The following is a 17,056-nucleotide window of genomic DNA, read 5'->3' on the forward strand; positions in this document are numbered from 1 at the left end:
CTGATGGGTGGCCGTGACGGCAGTGAGTGCGGCCCAGGCGGTCGAAGCGGTGTTCAGGATCGAGTCCGCGCGGATCATCGCCAGTGTCGCCCGCGTCGTGCGGGACGTCGGCATCGCCGAGGAGATCGCCCAGGACGCCCTCGTCGCGGCGCTGGAGCAGTGGCCCCGGACGGGGGTCCCGGACCGGCCCGGCGCCTGGCTGATGACCACCGCCAAACACCGCGCGATCGACCTCGTCCGCCGCAAGGAGACCTACGCGCGCAAGCTCGCGGAGGTCGGCCGCAGTCTGGAGGACGTGCCACCGCCCGCCGAGCCGGCGGATCCGCAGGACATCGACGACGACCTGCTGCGCCTGATCTTCACCGCCTGCCACCCCGTCCTCGCCACCGAGGCCCGGATCGCGCTCACCCTGCGCCTGATGGGAGGGCTGACCACCCAGGAGATCGCCCGCGCGTTCCTGACCTCCGAGGCCACCGTCGCCCAGCGCATCGTCCGGGCGAAGCGGGCTCTGGCCAAGGCGGGGGTGCCCTTCGAGGTCCCGTACGGCGCCGACCGCGACGCACGGCTCTCCTCGGTCCTGGAGGTCATCTACCTCGTCTTCAACGAGGGGTACGCGGCCACCGCCGGGGACGACCTCGTCCGCCCCGCCCTGTGCGAGGACGCCCTGCGCCTGGCCCGCGTACTGGCCGCCCTGATGCCCGAGGAGCCCGAGGTGCACGGGCTGGCCGCGCTGCTGGAGTTCCAGGCCTCCCGGATCGCCACCCGCACCGGACCCGCCGGGGAACCGGTGCTGCTCGCCGACCAGAACCGGGCCCGGTGGAACCGCATGCTCATCCACCGGGGCGCCCGGGCGCTGGGTCGGGCGGGGAGAGGCCCGTACTCCGTCCAGGCCGCGATCGCCGGCTGCCACGCGGCAGCGGTCCGCTACGAGGACACGGACTGGTCGAGGATCGCCGCCCTGTACGGGCGGCTCGTCCAACTGCTCCCGTCCCCGGTGGTGGAGCTCAACCGGGCGGTGGCCGTCTCGATGGCCGAGGGGCCGCAGGCGGCCCTGCCGCTGGTCGACGCCCTGGCCGGGGAACCGGCCCTGCGCGCCTACCACTTGCTGCCGAGCGTACGGGGAGACCTGCTGGAGCGGCTGGGTCGGACCGAGGAGGCCCGCGCGGAGTTCGAGCGGGCGGCCTCCCTCACCCGCAACGCGCAGGAACGCATCCTGCTGCTGGCCCGCGCGGCCCGCCTCTGAGCGGCGCGGCGGTCCGGGGGCGGCCCGGATTCCCCACCCCCTTGTCGAGCGTGTTTACGTCATATACTTTGTGTATGACGTAAACATCTGCTGGGGTGCGATGCGGCACCGCTCGCGCCGCTAGCCGTCGGAGAGGAGGGGCCCCGATGCCCCGTGAGCCCCGGGAGCCGGGCGGATCCGCCGCCCCGCCCGATCTCGCCGCCGTCGCCGACCTGCTGTGGCGGGTCGACGCCGAGCGGACCACCGGGGGCCGCCCGCGCCTCACCCCCCGCCGGATCGTCGACGCGGCCGTGGCCGTCGTCGACACCGACGGGCTGGGCGCGCTGTCGATGCAGCGCGTGGCCACCGAGCTGGGCTGTACGGCGATGGCCCTCTACCGGCACGTACCGGGCCGCGAGCACCTGCTCGCGGCCATGGTCGACGTCGCCAGCGGCCGCCCGCCGGCGGCGACCGGGGCGGGCTGGCGCGCCGAGGTGGAGGCCTGGGTCGACGCGCTCTGGGCGACGTACTGCAGCCATCCGTGGATGGTGCGGGTCCCGACGGTCAGCGCCCCGGTCGGACCGAACGAACTCGCCTGGTTCGAGGCGCTGTTGAGTCCCCTCGCGCGCTCCGGCGCCGACCGCGGCGAGCTGATCCCGCTCGCCACCTTCATCTCCGGCGCCGTGCGCGACCTGGCCCGGATCGCCACCGAACTCGACCCGGCCGGCGCCGCCTCGTACGGACGGGTCCTCGCCGAGCGCCTCGACCCGGGGGCCTTCCCCACGCTCTGTGCGCTCGCGGGCGAGCCGGGTCTGGACGAGGGGGAGGACGGCGCCGTCGCCCCGATCGTGGCCTGCGGCATCGCGCGCCTGCTCGACGGCATCGAGAAGTCCCCACCCGCAACAGAGACAGAGGGAAACCGATGAACGAGAACCACGTCTTACGACTCACGGGCATCTGCGGCATCGCGGCGGGCGGACTCGCCGCCGTCGCCGTACCGCTGTACTTCGTCCACTCCGGACCGCCGCCCGCCGACAACGTCCTGGCCCGGATCTTCCTCAACCTCCTGACCTGCGCGGCCCTGCTCGTCTTCCTCGCGGGCCTGCGCCACGTCATCCGCGGCGCCGGCCCCGCCTTCGCCTGGCCGGCCACCGTGGTCCTCGGCGCCGGACTGGCCTACGTGACCATCACCCTGGTCGCCGCGTCCGTCGAGGCGGGCATCGCCTTGGAGAACCCCGGCGGGCGCCTCGACCCGACCGTGGACGGCCCGCTGGCCCACGCCAACATGCTGTTGCACGGCTCGGCCGCCCGGCTGCTGACGGCGGTCCTCCTCACCGCTGCCGGGTACGCGATCCTGCGCGCTGGGGTCCTGCCGCGCTGGACCGGGTACACGGCCCACGCCGTCGCCGCGGTCAACCTCGCCTTCGTCCCCTCACTGTTCTTCGGGACGGACGCCGCCCGCTTCTACAGCGCCGTGGGCTGGGGCAACACGGCACTGACGGCCGCCCTGCTCGTCTACTGGGCCTTCGCCGTCGGGATCGCCCTGCTGCGGCGCACCTCGCCGGCCCGTCTGCGGGCGGCGGCCCGGCCCGTCTGATGCGGCCGCGGCTCAGCCGCGGCGGGCGATCGCCGCCACGTCCAGCGGGGTCCGCAGCGGCCGCCGCGGGGTGGTCAGCGCGATGGGCCGGCGGAACCCGCCGGACCGGGCGATCTCCTGCACGGTGAGGCGCAGCCCCTCCTGGAAGTCGCCCATGGTCCGGCGGGCCGCCGGGGTGTCGACGTAGATCGAGTTCATGTGCATCCCGTCCGTGTCCCGCTGGAACCACGAACAGGCCCCGTTGGCCCGCGCCGACCACACGTGGGTGGTGGGCCGCCACTCGTGGTGGCGCTCGGCCCCGGGGCACTTGCGCATGTCGATGTACGAGAAGAAGTTCACCGGGTACGGCCAGGAGCGGGCCGCGAACTCCTCAGGCGCCAGCAACTGCCACGCCCGGACGAACGGCACGTCGAGATGGCTCATCATCTCGCTGAAGCCGGCCCGGACGGAGGCCATGACCTGGGTGAAGTCCCGGCCGGGCGAGGCGTCGAACTCGATGGGCAGGGTGTTCACGAACCAACCCACCGAATGCGCCCAGGTGTCCCGGCCGCGCTCGCTGACCGGCATGAAGCCGCGGTAGACGCCCGGGCCGCCGGCCTCGCGCAAGCAGACGGCGACGGAGGCGAGCACCCCCATGAACGGCTTGCCGTCGGCCGCCAGGCAGGTCTTCTCGAACACCTCGGCCTCGGCGGCGTCCAGGAGGGTGGAGGACTCGTTGACGATCGGGTACATCCGGCCCGGCTCGACACCGAGGTCGAGGGGGAAGCGCGGGAAGAACTCGCCGCCCTCCCCCATGAACGCCTTCCAGTAGCCAAGGCGTTCGTCGCTCGTGTCGATGGACAGGTAGCGGCGGCGCTGCTCCTCGGCGAAGTCGAGGTAGCTGGGTGCGGGCGGCAGTTCGGCGCTCTCGCCGCGGCACAGGGCCTCGTAGCCGATGGACACCTCGCGGGCCACGATCGGCATCGACATGCCGTCGCAGACGATGTGGTCGAAGGCGAGGTAGACCGTCGCGGAGTCCTCGCGCTCCACCGCACCCATGATGAACAGCGGCCAGGAAAGGGTGTCGATGCTCCGCTTGAACCGCTCGACGAGGAAGTCGCGCAACAGGTCGGAGGTTTCGAAGGTGCCCACCTGATGCGGTTCGAGGGTCAGCCCGGCGGGGTCGAACGGCTCGCAGGCCACCTCGCCGGCCAGGCGGCGGAACGCGCACCGCAGGACCTCGTGCCGCTGCACGAAGGAGAGCAGGGACTGCGCCAGGGCCTGCTCGTCCAGCCGCCCGGTCACTTCGAAGGTCACCGCGACCCACGACGCGACCGGGTCGTCGGCGGCCCTGCTCTCCTCGGCGACGGTGAAGTGCTTGTCCTGGTTGAAGGACGCCTTCCTACCCACCGGGTCACCCGTGTCGGCGGCCTCCACCGCCGTGGACCTGAGCCGCCACTCGACCACCCGGCCGGGTGCCATGTGGTGCATCTCCAGAGGAAACTGCCGCATTCCGTCATCCCTTCGCCCCCGAGTCAACCCCCAGGCCCTAACGACCCCCGGCCCGGGGAAGTGACGAATTCACTCGGGACGGGCGGGACGGGGCGGGACAGGAGGGGACGGGGCGGGACGTCAGAGGGAGTTCACGGCGCGTTCGGACCGACGACGCCGGCCGTCGCCGCCTCAGCCGGGCGGCCGCGCCGCGACCGCGGCGTCGAAGAGGGACCAGCCGTCGAACTCCTTCGAAGCGCCGCCGGGCCGCCATCCCTGGGCCCGGGCCGCTTCCATCAGGGCCAGGGCGGTTCCCGGTTCGTACAGGTTCAGGCTCCCGCCGTCGATCCGGGCGACCTCTCCGGACCGCCCCAGATAGCCGCTCGGGGAGAACCTCCCGGGCTCCCTCTTCCGGAAGACGACGCGCAGGCACCCCGGAGCCCCGGCCAGGTGGACGGTGACGGTCTCGCGGCAGTCCTGGGCCGGGCCGGTGACCGGCCGGTGGTGGGCGTGCCGCACCGACCACGTGTACGCGTCCCCGCCCACCACGAGACGCCGGGCCTTCCTGCGGTGACGGGGCATCAGGACACCACCGGGGGAAGCATCAGGAGCAGCGCGTCGGCCGGACGTGTTCGCATGGCTTCGAAACTATCCGCCCGGTCACCGGGGACGCGAACGGATAAACCGCCGCGGAGCGCCGCCCTATTCGGTGTGCAGGGCCGACGCGATCGTCATCCGGGCCGCCGACCGGGCCGGAACCAGCGCACCGAGGACGGCGATCGCGACCCCCGCCAGCAGCAGGCCGGCCACGAGCGGGGCGTCCCAGACGTCCTTCATCGACTCCGGGAAGCTGACCACCCCGACGTGGTCCACGACCAGCCGGTGCGCGATCAACCCGAGCGGAACACCGAGCAGCCCGCCGAGCGCGCCCACGCCCGCCACCGAGGTCACGGTCATCGCCACGACCTGCCGCGGGGTCATCCCGATCGACTTGAGCATGCCGAGGTCCCGGCGGCGCTCCCGGATGCTCAGGAGGACCGTGTTGAAGACGCCGAGCGCCGCCACGGTGCTCAGCAGGACGGTGAACACCGAGGAGAAGGCGACGACGGTGACGGTGGCGGCGTTGCGGGTGTCCAGCACCGATACGCGCAGGTCGGGATCGACCGCCTCGGCCGCTTCCACGTACGCCGGCACGTCGGCCCCGGCCGCGAGGCGCACCTCGTACTCGGCGGCGCGGGCCCCCGGTGAAAGCTGGAGGAAGGTCTGCCAGGTGGCGTCCAGGGCCCGCGCGTTGCCCTCCACGAGCTCACCGACGACGGTCGCCGCCACCTGTCTGCCGTTCATCGCCAGGGTGACCCGGTCGCCGACCTCCAGCCCGTTCTGGGTCAGGAAGGCGGGCCCGGCCGTGATCTCGCCGGCCGCCCGCGCCTCCCGTCCCCTGGCGATCCGGCCCGCGGCCGCGGGGTCGTCCCCGCGGTAGAAGTTGGCGTAGACGGGCCGGACCTGCCCGACCAGGCTCACCTGGGCCAGCCCGCGGGCCCGTACCCCCGTCGCGCCGGGCAGGGACCGCAGCCGTTCCTCGGTCGGGCCGTCACCGAACACCGGAACGGGCCGGTCGTTGAGCGGTCCGCCCGCCTCCACGTGGATCCGGGCGCCGTCGCCCCGGCCGGCCTCGCCGAACGCGAGCATCGTGCTGGTCAGGCCGGTCGCCAGGGTCACCGTGGTGACGCCGAGGACGATGGCCGCCATGGTCATCAGGGTGCGTCCGGGCCGGGCGAACGGCTGGCCGAGGCCCAGGCTGACCGGACGCGGCAGCCGGGTGCCGCCGAGCAGGCGCTGCACGCGCAGGCCCCGCCCGGTCCGCGGGGCGCCGCCCGCGCTGATCGCCCGGGCCGCCGGCAGCCGGTGCGCCCGCAGCGCGGGAACCAGGGCGGTGAGCAGGACGAGGGCGGGCATCCCCAGCAGGCAGACGACGGACACCCACGCACCGACGTCGCCGACGGCGGCACGGCCCGTCTCGATGCCGGAGAACGCGACCCGAAGGACGGGCTCGGCCAGTGCGCTGCCGAGCAGGGTGCCGAGGACGGCGCCGACGACCGCGGGCACGGCCGTCATCGTCAGGTACACGGCCACGACCTGGTTCGGGGTGAAGCCCAGTGCCTTGAGCACGCCGATGTGCCGGTACCCGGACACCACCGCCCCGCTGACGACGTTCCCGACGATCAGGGCGGACACCAGGAGTCCGAGCACACCGAACAGCGTCATGAAGGGGAGGTAGGCACCAGCCAGGGTCGAGAAGGCCTGCTGGAGGGCGAGATGGGTCTGTGTGCCGGTCAGCGAACCTTCGGGCAGCTCGGCCGTCGCCCCGGCCAACGCGGCGGCCAGCTGGGCGTCCGTGGAGGAGTGCGTGAAGCGGTAGAGCATCTGCGCGGCGGACGGACGCAGCGCGGTCATCTGCTCGGGCGAGACCCAGGCGCCCGCCGACCTGCTCACGCCGGCCGCGACCCCGACGACGGTCAGCGGGGCGGATCCGGGGACTTCCAGTCTGGTTCCCAGCGGCCGTGGTCCGGGGGAGCCGTACGAGTTCCAGCCGATGACGATCTCGCCGGGCGCGGTCGCCCAACGGCCCTCCAGGAGCTCGATCCGGTCCACCGGGCCCCCCGGGTCGGCCCGGCCCACCACCGTGAGGGAGCCGCCCGCCAGCCACAGCCAGCCGGCGGGAACGTCCAGGACGGTCTGCTCGAACGGCCCGGCAGCGGCCTCCACCCCGGGCCGCCGGGCGGTGCGCGCGAGTTGCTCCGGCGGTGCCTTCGCCGTGTCGAAGGTCGCCACGGTGTGCGGGCCGCGCTGGGCGGCGTACGCCCTGTCGAAGGGGCTGGAAGCGGCGTCGAGCAGCCCCAGTGCGAGGAGGACGGTCGTCGTCGAGCAGAGCACGACGAGTCCGATGACGAAGGTCTGGAGCCTGCGGCGCCGCACCGCCGCGCGCGAGGCCCGCCACACGGCGCTCACGCGGTCGCCTCCAGCGCGCTCTGCCGGGCGACCCGGCCGTCGGCGACCTCGACCAGACGGCTCGCGCACCGGGTGGCCAACTGCGGGTCGTGCGTGACGATCAGCAGGGTCTGGCCGATCTGGTTGAGGTCGATCAGCAGGTCCATCACCTGCTCGCCCGAACGGCTGTCGAGGGCGCCGGTCGGCTCGTCCGCCAGCAGCAGCGCCGGACGGTTCATCAGGGCGCGTGCCACGGCGACCCGTTGGCGCTCCCCGCCGCTGAGCGTCGCCGGATAGGTGTTGCGGCGGTCGGCCACGCCGAGCTCGTCGAGGAGCTCCAGGGCCCGGCGGCGCGCCTGTCGGGCCGGAGCGCCCGTCAACTGGGCGGCCAGCGCCACGTTGTCCAGGACCGGTAGGTCGTCGATCAGGTTGAAGAACTGGAAGATCATGCCGATGTGCCGGCGCCGGAAGAGCGCCAGCCCGGTCTCGTTCAGCCCGCCGAGGTCCTGGCCCTGCACTTCGACGGTGCCCGAGGTCGGCCGGTCGAGCCCGGCCACCATGTTGAGCAGTGTGGACTTGCCGCAGCCGGACGGGCCCATCACGGCCACCGCGTCCCCGGCGCGGATCTCCAGCGACAGACCGTCCAGGGCCTTCGCGTCGCCGTACTCCTTGTGCACACCGTCCAGTCGTACGACGACCTGCCGCGCATTGTCATGATCACTTGTCATGGCTCGAACCTAAGGCGGAGCCCGCGGTCACGGCGTCGGCCCCCGGATGTAACCGTACGGGCAGGTCATCCTGGGGATGTATGCCGGCCGTCCGGCACAATGGCGTCCAGGCTTACGGGGCGGGGGAGTTCGAGGTGGGGACGGTCATCGCCGTGGTCGCGGCCTGTGTGTCCGCGGCAGCCGCAGGTGCGCTCGGCGTGGCCCTGATGCGCGCCCGGCGCAGCCACCGCGTGGCGCTCGAGGAGCGCGGCTGGCTGCTGGAGCGGGAGCGCGAGGGCGCGGCCCGCAGCGCCGTCGACGCCGAACGGGCCAGGATCGCGGCGGAGCTCCACGACATCGTCAGCCACAACGTGAGCCTGATGGTGGTCCAGGCCGGGGCCGCACGCGAGGTGCTCGCCACCCTGCCCGAGGAGGCCGCGGCGGCGATGGGCGCCGTGGAGCGGGCCGGGCGGCACACGATGACCGAACTGCGGCACCTGCTGGGCCTGCTCGCCCCCGCCCAGGACGGCGCGGACGAACCGTACGAGGCCGCGGGCGCCACCCGGTTGGCGCCGCAGCCGAGCCTCGCCCGGCTCAGCCCGCTGATCGACCGGTTCGCCTTCGCCGGGCTGCAGGTGGAGGTGCGCATATCCGGGGAGCCGCGCCCGCTCCCGGCCGGGATCGACGTCACGGCGTACCGGATCATCCAGGAGGCGCTCACGAACGCGCTCAAACACGGGGACGGAGGCAGGACCGAGGTGACCGTGCGGTACCAGGAGCACGCGCTGCGCGTGGAGGTGTTGGGCGGCGGACCCAGCGTGCTGACGGGGCACGCGCCCGCACCGGCATCCGCCGGGGGCCGGGACCGGCCGAAGGCCGAGGGCACCGGCCGCGGGCTGCTCGGCCTGCGCGAGCGCGTCGCCGTCTACGGCGGCGACCTCGACGCCCGCCGCCGCCTCGGCGGCGGCTACCGGGTGCGCGCCCGGATCCCGCTGGAGCGGCCGTGACCGCGCCGGACGAGACGGCCGCGCCCGTGCCCGCGTCCGTGCCCGCGTCCGCGTCCGTGCCCGCGCCTGCGCCCGCGCCCCGTGTGGTGATCGCCGACGACCAGGACCTGGTCCGCACCGGCTTCCGGCTGATCCTGACCGCCCGCGGGATCGACGTGGTCGGCGTCGCCGCCGACGGCGTGGAGGCGGTCGCCGCGGTGCGCCGACTGCGCCCCGACGTCGTCCTCCTGGACATCCGGATGCCGAACATGGACGGCCTGGAGGCCGCCCGGCGCATCCTCGACGAAGCCCCGTACTGCCGGGTGATCATGCTGACCACCTTCGACCTCGACCAGTACGTGTACGCCGCCCTCGCCGCCGGGGCCAGCGGCTTCCTGCTCAAGGACGTCACCCCCGAACACCTCGCCGCCGCCGTCCGCCTGGTCGGCACGGGCGACGCGCTGCTCGCCCCGTCGATCACCCGCCGCCTGGTGGAGCGCTGCGGCCCGGGCGCGGGCGCCGCGGACCCCGCGGCGGCGGACGCCGCCCGGCAGGAGCTGGCCGCGCTGACCCCGCGCGAACGCGAGGTGCTGACCCTGATGGGCCACGGGCTCTCCAACGCCGAGCTGGCCCGCGAGTTCACGCTGAGCGAGGCCACGGTGAAGACCCATGTGGCCCGCATCTTCGCGAAGTTGTCGCTGCGCGACCGGGCCCAGGCCGTCGTCCTCGCCTACGAGACGGGCCTGGTGACCCCCGGCTCGGTCACCGCCCCGCGTCTGGGACACCCTCCGTCGCCCGCGGGGTGACGCGGCCGACGGACCGTCAGGGCACCAGCTCCAGCATCACGGCGCGCGGCAGCGAGGGGTTGCCCGCCGCTTCCTCAGCCACCCGGTGGTCCTCGTCCGCGAGCAGCCCGGTGATGGCCTCGGGCGGGAGCGCCGGGTGGGCGGCGGCCAGCGGCCGGGACGTACGGTCCGACAGGCAGGCGAGCAGGGCCGGGCCGGTCGCGTGGGGGTGCTTGGCGACCTCCTTGAGCGCCTTGCGCACACCCGGTCGGTGCTGCGTCAGGTACTCCAGCAGCGGACCGGACGCGTCCGGGTTGGCGGCCACCGCGGCGAGGACCTGCACGCCGTGCCGCGCGACCATGGCCCGCAGCAGCTCCTCGGACAGGCCGGGGTGCCGTGCGACGGCCCTGACCACGGACGCGTCCGGATCGACCGCCAGCGCGTCGCGCAATTGCGGGGGCAGGTCGCGCCGCTGCGCCACGAGCATCCGTACGGCCGCGTGGCGGGAGCCGGCCAGCTCGGCGAGTTCGGCCGGCGTGGCGGCGGAGATCCGCGGCAGCGCGTTCCACGCCGCCCGGTCGCCGACGACGAGCTCGGCCAGCAGGTCGAGCGGCACGTGCGGATGCTCCGCGACGGCGCGCCGTACCTGGATCTCCGGATCGGCGGCCAGGACGCGGATCAGCTCCGGGCCGACCCCGGGGTTGCGCGCGTACGCGGCCCGGACCCCGTCGTTCGGGTCGGCGGCCAGTCGGGCGTAGAGCGCCTGTGGCAGATCGGTGCGCTCGGACAGCGCCCATTGCAGGGGTAGTTCGGGTTCCTCGGCCAGGGCGAGGACGGCTTCGAGCGGGGTGGTGGGGTTGAACGCCACCGCGATGCGGACCCGGGGGTCCGGGTGGTGAGCGAGGCGGGCGGTGACGGGTGACTCCGTCCAGCGGGCCACTTCCTCGACCACGTCCACATCCGGGTCGGCGGCGAGCAGGTCCACGACGTCGGGCGGCAGGCCGGGGCAGGAAGCCAGCTTCCAGCGGATCTCGGCGTCCGGGTGCGCCGCGAGGAGACGGGGCCACTCGGGGTGCCCGCGGCCCTCGTCGATCAGGGCGATGGCCGCGTACGGCCAGGACACGGGATCCACGTCGGCGGCGGTGAGCGTCCCGCTGTAGGCGAGGGGCACGGCGGTGCTCCTCGCGTACGCGGCGAGCGCCAGCACCTGGTCGCGGCGCAGATCGGTGCGGTCGGTCAGATCGTGGAGCAGTTCGTCGGCGTCGTCCCGGTCGGGGCAGGTCCCCGCCTCCTCCAGCGCGCGCGTCAGCAGTCGGTCGACCAGTTCGGGCGGCAGCGCCGGATTGGCTGCCAGTCCGCACAGAAGATGGTTCAAGGGCGCTCTCCGGTCGGCGTGTGGGTCGAGGCGGCGGCAGCGGTCAGGGCTGCGGCGAACGCCTGGGCAGGGGGGTGCGGGCGCCGCCGTCGGGGGAGGACCAGCCCGATGTGCCGGGTGGGACGCGGGGGTTCGATGCGGACCGCGATCAACTCCCCTGTCGTGGACAGCGAGACGTGCGGGACCAGGGAGACCCCGACCCCGGCTGCGACCAGGGTCTGTGCGAAGAAGTAGTCGGTGGTGGAGGCGGCCACCCGGAGGTCGAAGCCGGCGAGCTCCGCGTACCGGCGCAGGAAGCCCTCCGTCTTGAGGCAGCCCAGCACCCAGCGGTCGGAAGCCAGTTCGGCCAGACCCACCGACGGCCGGTCCGCGAGACGGTGGCCGGGCGGCAGCACCAGCCAGAGCGGATCCTCCATCAGCGGAACCCAGTCGAGCCCCGGGCGTTCACCCGGGCGGACGGGCGGCGGCCCGTCGAAGTGGTAGGCCAGCGCGAGATCGGCCGCTCCGCCGCGCACCATCGCCGCCGCGCCCTCCGGCTCGCTCTCCAGCACCGTCAGCTCCACCTCCGGATGCGTCTCCACGAACCGGGGCAGCGCCGCGGGCAGCAGGTGCCGGCCCCCGCTGGTGAAGGTGGCGACGGTGAGGCGCGGCCGCTCCGCCGTGAGCCGGTCGATCGCGTGGCGGACCTGGTCCAGCTCGGCGGAGATCGACTCGGCGGCCTCCACCAGCAGCCGGCCGGGCTCGGTGAGGGTGACCCCGCGCGTGCTGCGCACCGCCACCGGGTGGCCGACCGCGCGCTCCAGCGCCGCGATGTGCTGCGAGACGGCCGACGGGGTCAACAGCAGGGCGCCGGCGGCCCGGTTGAAGCTGCCGTGCTCGGCCACCGCCCGAAGGACGCGCAGCCGGTGCACATCGATCATCAGTTTTCCTTACGATGCGTTCAGCGGCTGGTCGGTTCCGCTGGGGGACGATACAGCGGCACAGTCGAACGCATGAAGCGAATTCTTGTCATCGGCGGCAGCCGGTACTTCGGAAAGGCCCTGGTGACCCGGGCGCGCGAGGCGGGCGACGAGGTGACCGTCCTCAACCGGGGCTCCGGCGCACCTCCACGCGGCGTGGACCGCCTGGTCGCCGACCGCGACGACGAGGAAGCGCTGCGGGCAGCACTGGGCCGGCGCGAGTTCGACGTCGTCGTGGACCAGGTCTGCTACACACCGCTCCAGGCCGCCGTCGCCCGACGGGTGTTCGCCGGGCGGACCGGGCGCTACGTCATGACCTCGACGATGGAGGTCTACGACCCGGCCACGCTCCCCGCCGGTCCCGTCGGCCCGGGTCCCGTGGGCCCCGTCCCCGCCCCTGCCGTCCCCGCCCCTGCCGTACCCGTCCCCGCCGTCCCCGTCCCGGTCACCGAGGCGTCGCTCGACCCCGCGCGGCTGCCGCTCCCGGGGGCTGCGGGCCGCGCCCCCGGGCCCTGGCCCGCGTACGTCTACGCCGAAGGGAAACGGCAGGCCGAGGCCGTCTTCCTGCGGGACCCGGCCTTCCCGTACGTCAGCGTGCGCGCCGCGCACGTCCTCGGCGGCGGCCCGGCGGAGTTCACCGGGCGGCTCGCGCACTACGTGGAGCGGATCGCGGCCGGGACCCCCGTCGACGTCCACAAAGCCCCGTACGCCACCTCGTTCATCCATCACCACGAGATGGCCGAATTTCTGCACTGGACGGCGGGACAGACCTTCACCGGGCCCGTCAACGCGGCCTCGCACGGCGCGCCCGACGTGCTCGCGCTCTGCGAGGCGGTGGCGGAGCGGGTCGGGCGACGGCCGCGGTACCGGGTGGTCGGGGCGGGCGCCGCCGCCTCGCCCTTCTCCTTCGACCGCGCCTACGCCATGGACAACGGCCGGGCCTCGGCCCTGGGCTTCGGCTCCGGTCACGTCGCCGACTGGCTGCCCGGGGCGATCACCGAGACCGCCGCTGCCGCCGGCTGATGCGGTCACTGGTCTCCGACGCGCCGCTCCAAGGGAGTTGCTACCGATGAGTTGCTCACACTGAAGGTCACGCTGCCGGCCCGGTACCGGTCGTCGGACCACTCGATCGGGCGGCCGGTGGCCGTCGCGGAGACGTGCCGCTGGCGCAGCAGCGGGCTACCGCGCCGGATCTCCAGCAGCCGGGCGTCCTCGCTGCCGGCCGGAAGCGCGTCGATGAGGTGCTCGCCGTAGTGGGCGGTGACCCCGGAACCCTCGGCCAGGCTGTCCATGACGGAGCGGCAGTCCACCGGCAGTGCCTCGACGGCCGCCGCGACCCAGTCGGCGTAGGCGGTCCGCTCCACCATGGTGGGCTCCCCGTCGAGCAGCCGCAGCCGCAGTACGGCCAGGACCTCCGTACCGGGGGCCAGCGCGAGCCGGTCCGCCTCCTCGGCCGTGGCGGGCCTGCGGGTGCGCGACAGGAAGCGGCTGGCGGCCCGGTGGCCGAGCCCCTCGGCCCACTGGGCGAAGCTGTTCAGCTCGCCGAAGCTGTGCCTGCGCTCCCGGCGCAGGACGATGCGCCGCGCGCCCTGGCGGGAGCCGATCAGCCCCTCCGCGGCGAGGGTGGCGACCGCCTGGCGGACCGTCCCGCGCGATGCGGACCAGTGCGCCGCCAGGTCGCTCTCCGAGGGCAGGTGCGCCCCCACGGGGAGCTCGCCCGAGAGGATCTCCCGGCGCAGCGCCTCGGCGATCTCCAGGTACCTGGCCGTGCCCGCGCTCGTACTCATGCCCTTCGCCCCCTGCTGGCCGTGTTCCGGCGGTGCCGTGCCGGAATCGCTGTGCACCGGTCTCCCATGATCATCCCAACAGGTTCTGTCACGACTCCTTCCGGTCATTCTTCTCTCTTCCTCGAGACGTGCTCCGGGCGACAGGCGCCGTTCACCGTCCGTACAGCGGGCCCGGGCGAACTGGAGCCAACTTGTTCAGACAAGTGAATCCACCTTCGTCTCCGGGAGAGACCGTGCTCAGTTCCTCCGCCCGTCGCGGTGCGGCCGTTCTGCTCAGCGCCGCCGTACTCACCACGCTCAGCGCGTGTGGTGCCGCACCCGACCAGAAGTCCGGCGGCGCCGACGGCGCCAAGAACGGCGTGCAGCCGGGCGCCGCGACCTCGGTCGCCGACTTCGGCTCCTTGGAGGCCCTCGCCGCCGCCGCGCAGAAGGAGGGCGAGCTCAACGTGATCGCGCTGCCGCCGGACTGGGCGAACTACGGCGAGATCATCAAGGCCTTCGAGGCCAAGTACAAGATCAAGGTGAACAGCGAGAACCCGGACGCCTCCAGCTCCGACGAGATCGCCGCCGTCAAGTCCCGCAAGGGCCAGAAGCGCGCCCCCGACGTCCTGGACCTCGGGATCGCCTTCGCCCGCAGCGGCGCGGCCGAGAACCTCTTCGCCCCGTACAAGGTCACCGCCTGGGACAAGATCCCCGCCGGCCAGAAGGACGCCGACGGCCGCTGGACCAACGACTACGGCGGCTACATCTCCATCGGCTGCGACGCCGCCCGCATCCCCACTTGCCCGCAGACCTTCGCCGATCTCCTCAAGCCCGAGTACAAGGGCAAGGTCGCCCTCAACGGCAACCCCACCAAGTCCGGTTCGGCCTTCGGCGGCGTCTACGCGGCGGCCCTCGCCAACAAGGGCTCCTTCGCCGACATCCAGCCCGGCATCGACTTCTTCGGGCAGCTGAAGAAGTCCGGGAACTTCATCCCGGTCGAGTCCACCCCGGCGACCGTCGAGAAGGGCGAGACGCCCATCTCCATCGACTGGGACTACCTGAACGCCGGCTACGCCGACCAGTTCAAGGGCAAGGGCGTCGACTGGAAGGTCGCCGTCCCCACCGACGGCGTCTACGCCCAGTACTACTCGCAGGCCATCAACAAGGAGGCCCCGAACCCGGCGGCCGCCCGCCTGTGGCTGGAGTTCCTCTACAGCGCCGAAGGCCAGAACCTGTGGCTCAAGGGGTACGCCCGCCCGGTCCTGCTCCCCGGCATGACCCAGGACGGCACCGCCGACCAGGCCGCCGTCGCCAAGCTCCCGCAGGTCCAGGGCACCCCGACCTTCCCCGCCTCCGAGGAGCTCGACAAGGCCAAGGCCACCCTCGCCGAGAAGTGGGACAAGGCCCTCTCCTGATGTCCTCCACCACCGACCCCCGCGCACCTGGCTCGCGACCCTCCCGCTGCTCACCTTCACCGGACTCTGCTTCGGCATCCCGCTCGGCGCCATGGCCTACGGCGCGGTCACCCGCACCGACCCGACGAGCGGCGCCACCCGGGTGACCGGTGAGCACCTCGCGCGCTCCCTCCAGGGCCCCTACCTCGGCTCCCTCATCGGCAGCGTCCAGCTCTCCGCCCTCACCGCACTCGTCGGCGGCGTCCTGGGCGTGGTGATCGCCCAGGCCGTGGTCACCTCCCGCTCCGCCGGCCTGCGCAGCGCCGCGCTGACCGCCTCCGGGGTGCTCGCCAACTTCGGCGGCGTACCGCTGGCGTTCGCCTTCATCGCCACCGTCGGGATCTCCGGCGTCGTCACCCAGCTCGCCGACCTCACCGAACTCGGCTGGAACCTGTACTCCTTCACCGGCCTCACCGTGGTCTACCTGTACTTCCTGATCCCGCTGATGGTGCTGGTGATCGCCCCGGCGCTGGACGGACTGCGCCCGCAATGGCGCGAGGCCGCGCAGAGCAGCGGAGCCACCGCACGGCAGTTCTGGCGCCACGTCGGCCTGCCCGTGCTCGCGCCCTCCCTGCTCGGCGGTTTCGTGCTGCTCTTCGGCACGGCCTTCGCCGCCCACGCCACGGCCGCGGCCCTCGTCGGCGGCTCCGTCCCCCTGGTCACGCTCAAGATCGCGGACGCGCTGTCCGGGAACGTGCTCACCGGCCAGGAGAACGTGGCGCTGGCCCTCGGCCTCGACATGATCCTGATCGCCGGCCTGGTCATGGCCGTCTACCTGCCCCTCCAGCGACGGAGCGCCCGATGGCTGCGATGACCCCGACCACCCGGTACTCCGACGGCGCCCGGGACACCGGGGAACCGCAGACCGGGGCCCCGGTGCGGACCCCGGCCCGCCGGCCAAACCGGCCACGCCCCACGATCTGGCGCGGAGCCGTCCTCGCCCTCACCGGCGCCTACTTCCTCGTCCCGCTCGTCGCCTCCTTCGTCTTCACCGTGCACGTGCCCGGCCACGGCATCACCTTCGAGGCGTACACCGAGCTGCTCTCCGCCGACGGCTTCACCGAGAGCCTGCTGCTCTCCCTGGGCCTCGCCGCCGCGACCATCGCACTGTCGCTGCTGCTCGCCGTACCCGCGCTGGTGGCCGTACGCATCGGCTCCCCGCGGCTGCGCCCGGTCGTCGAGGTCATGTGCATGCTGCCGCTGGTGGTGCCGCCGATCGCGCTGGTCACCGGCATCACCACCGTGCTGCGCTGGGGACCCGAACACCTGTCGCGGACCCCGCTCTACCAGACCTTCATCGCCGTCCAGAACGAGCGGTTCCCCGTCGTCCTGGTCCTCGCCTACACGGTCCTGGCGCTCCCCTTCGTCTACCGCTCGCTCGACGCCGGCCTGCGCGCCGTCGACGTGCCGACCCTGGTCGAGGCCGCCCGCAGTTGCGGCGCGAGCTGGCCGTACGTCGTCCTGCGCGTACTGCTGCCGAACCTGCGGGCCTCCCTCGCCGGCGCCGCCTTCCTCACCCTGGCCCTGGTGCTCGGCGAGTTCACCATCGCCTCCCTCCTCGGGTTCCAGCCCTTCGCGGTGTGGATCGTCTCGATCTCCGGAGCGCAGGCCCGGATGTCGGTGGCCGTCTCCATCCTCAGCCTCCTGATCACCTGGCTGCTGCTGATCGCCCTCTCCCGGGCCGGGACCACCCCCTCCACGGCCGCGGCCGCACCCGCCACCACCTCCCGCAAGGAGTCCTGAG

15 protein-coding genes and 1 pseudogene are annotated in these 17,056 nt (G+C 73.5%); 9 read left to right on the forward strand and 7 right to left on the reverse strand.

Features of this window, described 5'->3' with window-relative positions; translation table 11 throughout:
- Nucleotides 1-22: 22 nt before the first annotated feature.
- The 3 genes from OG594_RS18790 (at nt 23) to OG594_RS18800 (ending at nt 2,819) form a co-directional block, all read left to right on the forward strand.
- On the forward strand, nt 23-1,243 hold the full coding sequence (locus tag OG594_RS18790; RefSeq protein ID WP_266603028.1) for an RNA polymerase sigma factor: 1,221 nt from the start codon (nt 23-25) through the stop codon (nt 1,241-1,243).
- Nucleotides 1,244-1,389: 146 nt separating this feature from the next.
- A complete protein-coding gene (locus tag OG594_RS18795) occupies nt 1,390-2,148 on the forward strand; it encodes a TetR/AcrR family transcriptional regulator (RefSeq protein ID WP_266600372.1) in 759 nt (252 codons plus the stop codon).
- Nucleotides 2,145-2,819 carry a hypothetical protein gene (locus OG594_RS18800; protein WP_266600374.1) on the forward strand — a complete coding sequence of 225 codons (675 nt, stop codon included), beginning with the start codon at nt 2,145-2,147 and terminating at the stop codon, nt 2,817-2,819. Before OG594_RS18795 ends, OG594_RS18800 begins: the two co-directional genes overlap by 4 nt.
- 12 nt (nt 2,820-2,831) lie before the next feature.
- Here the strand turns inward: OG594_RS18800 and OG594_RS18805 are convergent, their stop codons facing one another.
- From OG594_RS18805 to OG594_RS18820, 4 genes are all read right to left on the reverse strand, one after another.
- The gene (locus OG594_RS18805; RefSeq protein ID WP_266600376.1) at nt 2,832-4,310 is read right to left on the reverse strand and encodes a condensation domain-containing protein; all 1,479 of its coding nucleotides are present in this window, start codon (nt 4,308-4,310) and stop codon (nt 2,832-2,834) included.
- A 171-nt stretch (nt 4,311-4,481) separates the two neighbouring features.
- Nucleotides 4,482-4,871: a hypothetical protein gene (locus tag OG594_RS18810; RefSeq protein WP_266600378.1), complete on the reverse strand. Its 390-nt coding sequence runs from the start codon at nt 4,869-4,871 to the stop codon at nt 4,482-4,484.
- A 120-nt stretch (nt 4,872-4,991) separates the two neighbouring features.
- Entirely contained in the window at nt 4,992-7,298 is a 2,307-nt protein-coding gene (locus OG594_RS18815) for an FtsX-like permease family protein (RefSeq protein ID WP_266600380.1), read from the reverse strand.
- The gene (locus tag OG594_RS18820; RefSeq protein WP_266600382.1) at nt 7,295-8,005 is read right to left on the reverse strand and encodes an ABC transporter ATP-binding protein; all 711 of its coding nucleotides are present in this window, start codon (nt 8,003-8,005) and stop codon (nt 7,295-7,297) included. The genes OG594_RS18815 and OG594_RS18820 overlap by 4 nt, the downstream gene beginning before the upstream one ends.
- 134 nt (nt 8,006-8,139) lie before the next feature.
- Between OG594_RS18820 and OG594_RS18825 the strand changes: the two genes are divergently transcribed.
- Together OG594_RS18825 and OG594_RS18830 are read left to right on the forward strand one after the other, a co-directional pair.
- The gene (locus OG594_RS18825) at nt 8,140-8,991 is read left to right on the forward strand and encodes a sensor histidine kinase (protein ID WP_266600384.1); all 852 of its coding nucleotides are present in this window, start codon (nt 8,140-8,142) and stop codon (nt 8,989-8,991) included.
- Between the two features lie 56 nt (nt 8,992-9,047).
- Nucleotides 9,048-9,776: a response regulator transcription factor gene (locus OG594_RS18830; protein WP_266603030.1), complete on the forward strand. Its 729-nt coding sequence runs from the start codon at nt 9,048-9,050 to the stop codon at nt 9,774-9,776.
- A gap of 16 nt (nt 9,777-9,792) precedes the next feature.
- Here the strand turns inward: OG594_RS18830 and OG594_RS18835 are convergent, their stop codons facing one another.
- Both OG594_RS18835 and OG594_RS18840 read right to left on the reverse strand, forming a co-directional pair.
- Nucleotides 9,793-11,130: a hypothetical protein gene (locus OG594_RS18835; RefSeq protein ID WP_266600386.1), complete on the reverse strand. Its 1,338-nt coding sequence runs from the start codon at nt 11,128-11,130 to the stop codon at nt 9,793-9,795.
- A complete protein-coding gene (locus tag OG594_RS18840; protein WP_266600388.1) occupies nt 11,127-12,050 on the reverse strand; it encodes a LysR family transcriptional regulator in 924 nt (307 codons plus the stop codon). The genes OG594_RS18835 and OG594_RS18840 overlap by 4 nt, the downstream gene beginning before the upstream one ends.
- A gap of 72 nt (nt 12,051-12,122) precedes the next feature.
- Here OG594_RS18840 and OG594_RS18845 point away from each other — a divergent pair, with 72 nt between their 5' ends.
- A complete protein-coding gene (locus tag OG594_RS18845) occupies nt 12,123-13,112 on the forward strand; it encodes an NAD-dependent epimerase/dehydratase family protein (RefSeq protein WP_266600390.1) in 990 nt (329 codons plus the stop codon).
- A 5-nt stretch (nt 13,113-13,117) separates the two neighbouring features.
- Here the strand turns inward: OG594_RS18845 and OG594_RS18850 are convergent, their stop codons facing one another.
- Nucleotides 13,118-13,876 carry a GntR family transcriptional regulator gene (locus OG594_RS18850; RefSeq protein ID WP_266600392.1) on the reverse strand — a complete coding sequence of 253 codons (759 nt, stop codon included), beginning with the start codon at nt 13,874-13,876 and terminating at the stop codon, nt 13,118-13,120.
- Between the two features lie 269 nt (nt 13,877-14,145).
- Here OG594_RS18850 and OG594_RS18855 point away from each other — a divergent pair, with 269 nt between their 5' ends.
- The 3 genes and pseudogenes from OG594_RS18855 to OG594_RS18865 all read left to right on the forward strand — a co-directional run bounded on the left by OG594_RS18855 (nt 14,146) and on the right by OG594_RS18865 (nt 17,055).
- Nucleotides 14,146-15,273: an ABC transporter substrate-binding protein gene (locus OG594_RS18855; RefSeq protein ID WP_266603032.1), complete on the forward strand. Its 1,128-nt coding sequence runs from the start codon at nt 14,146-14,148 to the stop codon at nt 15,271-15,273.
- A 28-nt stretch (nt 15,274-15,301) separates the two neighbouring features.
- Nucleotides 15,302-16,126: pseudogene (locus OG594_RS18860) on the forward strand (ABC transporter permease); the annotation flags it as partial.
- Nucleotides 16,114-17,055, forward strand: coding sequence for an ABC transporter permease (locus OG594_RS18865; protein ID WP_266600394.1), 942 nt, complete (start codon nt 16,114-16,116; stop codon nt 17,053-17,055). The pseudogene OG594_RS18860 and the gene OG594_RS18865, both read left to right, overlap by 13 nt.
- Nucleotide 17,056 lies beyond the last annotated feature (1 nt).

This window comes from Streptomyces sp. NBC_01214, assembly GCF_026340975.1.
In the GTDB taxonomy this organism is placed as follows: domain Bacteria; phylum Actinomycetota; class Actinomycetes; order Streptomycetales; family Streptomycetaceae; genus Streptomyces.